The sequence below is a fragment of the Nevskia soli genome, assembly GCF_903970205.1.
Taxonomy (GTDB): domain Bacteria; phylum Acidobacteriota; class Terriglobia; order Bryobacterales; family Bryobacteraceae; genus Bog-113.
On sequence record NZ_CAJCHS010000159.1, the window covers coordinates 1 to 2,788 of the forward strand.

Here is a 2,788-nt window from a genome sequence, read left to right on the forward strand (position 1 = left end):
GGTCGCATCCGGCTTTGCGAGGGACATATCGATCGCATCGACGCCGGTGGTCTGCACGGCCCGGCCAGGCAGAAAAAGCTGAACACCGCCGTGGGTAAGTTCAACGAAGCCGCCGATCGCTTGCGGCATTCGCCCGATCCCTATCTCGGCCTCGCACGGCTCTACGTCTACGATCTGAATGACGTGGAACGCGCCGAGGACGCGCTCAACAAAGCCGCCCGCAACGGCCATCCGATGGGGCATCGCGAGACGGCGCAGTTGGCCGACGGCTACCGGCGCCGCGCGGATCGCTTTATGCGCGAATCGCACGGCTTCGGTTCGGATTCCGATCAGGAGCGCGATTACCTGGATAAAGCGCGTCAGGATTACGTCCATGCCGAAGATCTATACCGCCAGGCGGGACTGTTCGGCGATTCGAGCCGCAACGAAATGCTGGCCGTGCAGGGGCAGCAGCGCGTGGAGCAGATGCTGGCTTCGCATCCCACCCAGCCCGGAGTGACGGCGCAATGAAAGTGACCCGCGAGGAGATCGCTTCCCGCGCTGAAGAACGGCGCGCTATTGAAGTGCGGCGGCGCGCCAGTGCGCGTTGGGAGGAGCTGATCGGGCTGGTCTTCGGCTCCATCGTCATCGCGGTCGCGCTCTGGTTGGTCTATGCGGCGAAGACGCACGACCTCGCTGCGGAAGAAAACTCGGCGTTGAATCTGAACGAGCTCAACGGACCGCAGCAATTGACGCCGCTCCTGGCCGCGATTCCTTCGGACCAACAGGACGCGGTGGCCAACGCAATCTACGCGCGCAAACGCGAAGGCGTGCGATTCGCCAATGTCGGCGCGATCGAGCGCATACGCATCGACAAGCACGCGCTCATCAACGGCACTGCTTTCGCGCAGATCAAGCCGCTGCTGCGCGTGCGCGATGCGTCCGCGTTTCGCCGCTCCTTCCTGCTCTGGAGCGCGCTGTTTTTCGTGAGCTTCTTCGCCGTCCATATCGTCTGGCGCGTGCGCGGTTTTACGGGCGATCAGGTTTTCCTGCCGGCGATGCTGGTGCTTTCCGGAATCGGATTGGCGCTGATGGTGAGCCTGCGCGATCCCCTGCGCGACACGCTGATGTTTTCCGATTTCGCATCGGGCGTCGTAACCGGATGCGTGGCATTGGCCGTGTTCGCGATGGTCGACTACGAGCGGACGTTCGGCCGCCTGACGTATGTGCCGCTGATCGCCGCATTGCTACTCGCGTTCGCGCTGGGGATCTTCGGCAGCGGACCCGGCGTGAGCGATGCCAAGGTCAATCTGTTCTTCTTTCAACCGGTCGAGATCATTCGCATCCTCATCGTGTTTTTCCTCGCGGGTTACTTCGCTGCGAACTGGGACGCGTTGCGCCAGCTGCGCGGCCGGCGTGGAAAGCTCGCGGCGAAATACAACATGCCGCGCCTCGATTACCTGCTGCCGCTGGCCGCCGGTGTCGGCGTCTCAATCGCGCTCTTCTTCTGGTTGAAAGATCTCGGCCCGGCGCTGGTAGTCGGCGCTTTGTTTCTGACGCTCTACACCATCGCGCGCAACCGCGCCGGCCTGGCGCTCGGAGGTCTCGCGGTCATCATTCTCGCGTTCGGCTTTGGATACCTGACGGGCCATCCGCACACCGTGAGCGAGCGCGTTCACATGTGGCTCTCGCCGTGGGACAACCACGTGCATGGCGGCGATCAGCTGGCGGATTCGCTGTGGTCGCTTTCGGCCGGCGGCGCAACCGGAACCGGCTTCGGCCTGGGCAGTTCGGAAACGATGCCCGCGGCGCACACCGATCTGATCGTGTCGGCGCTTGGCGAACAAGGCGGCGCGCTTGGGATACTCGTGCTCTATCTGCTTTACGGCGTGCTGATCGCGCGCAGCCTTCGCATCGCGATGCGCGCTCCCGGCACGTACAGCTTCTTCCTGGTTGCCGGGCTCGCGCTGGTGCTCGCGTATCAGATTCTATTGATCACCGGCGGCTTACTCGGCCTGATTCCGCTGTCGGGCGTTGTCTCCCCGTTCCTGAGTTATGGGCGCACCTCGATGGTTGCGAACTTCGTCCTGTTTGCGATCGTGCTGTCGGTATCCTCGCGGCAAACAAGTGACGAACCGCGGGAGAATTTTGGCGGCGCCATGCGCGGGGTGGCGGCGCTCTTAGCCGTCCTGTTCGTCATCGTCATCGCGCGCTTCGGATGGGTTCAAATCGCCCGAGCGAATCAGACTCTGATTCGACCGACGCTGGTTCTGCAAGCTGACGGCGTTCGCCGCTATCAATACAACCCCCGTTTGATGGAAGCCGCAAAGCTGGTCCCCAAGGGAACGATTTTCGATCGCAACGGACTGCCGCTAGCATCGAGCGATTGGGCGCAGATCCAATCGCATCAGCACGATTACGCGGCGGCCGGCGTGGTCTTAAGCACCGCGGCGCCGCGCAATCAGGGGCGCTTCTATCCGCTGGGCGGTCCCCTGTTCTACCTCCTCGGCGACACGCGCACGCGCCTCAAACAAGGCGCCACCAACACCGCGTTTCTGGAGAAGACCTCGCGCATCCGCCTGCAAGGTTACGACGATGTCGCCGAGGTGGAGCAAGTCCGCGATCCCGAATCCGGGCAAATCACCGCGCGGCTGCATCGCGATTACGCCGCCTTGATCCCGCTCGTCCGCCATCGCTATGAGCCCGAAAACCCCGAAGTCAAAGCGATCATGGAACGCCCGCGCGATGTCCGCATGTCCATCGACGCGCGGCTGCAGATGCGCTTGTCGGACATCCTGAAACGCGATCT

At 63.1% G+C, this 2,788-nt stretch carries 2 protein-coding genes; both read left to right on the forward strand.

The window, feature by feature from the left end:
- Positions 1 to 510, forward strand: a 510-nt coding sequence (locus H1Y01_RS07350; protein ID WP_180539794.1) for a hypothetical protein, incomplete at its 5' end; no start/stop codon positions are given.
- Positions 507 to 2,788, forward strand: a 2,282-nt coding sequence (locus H1Y01_RS07355; protein ID WP_180539795.1) for an FtsW/RodA/SpoVE family cell cycle protein, incomplete at its 3' end; no start/stop codon positions are given. The genes H1Y01_RS07350 and H1Y01_RS07355, both read left to right, overlap by 4 nt.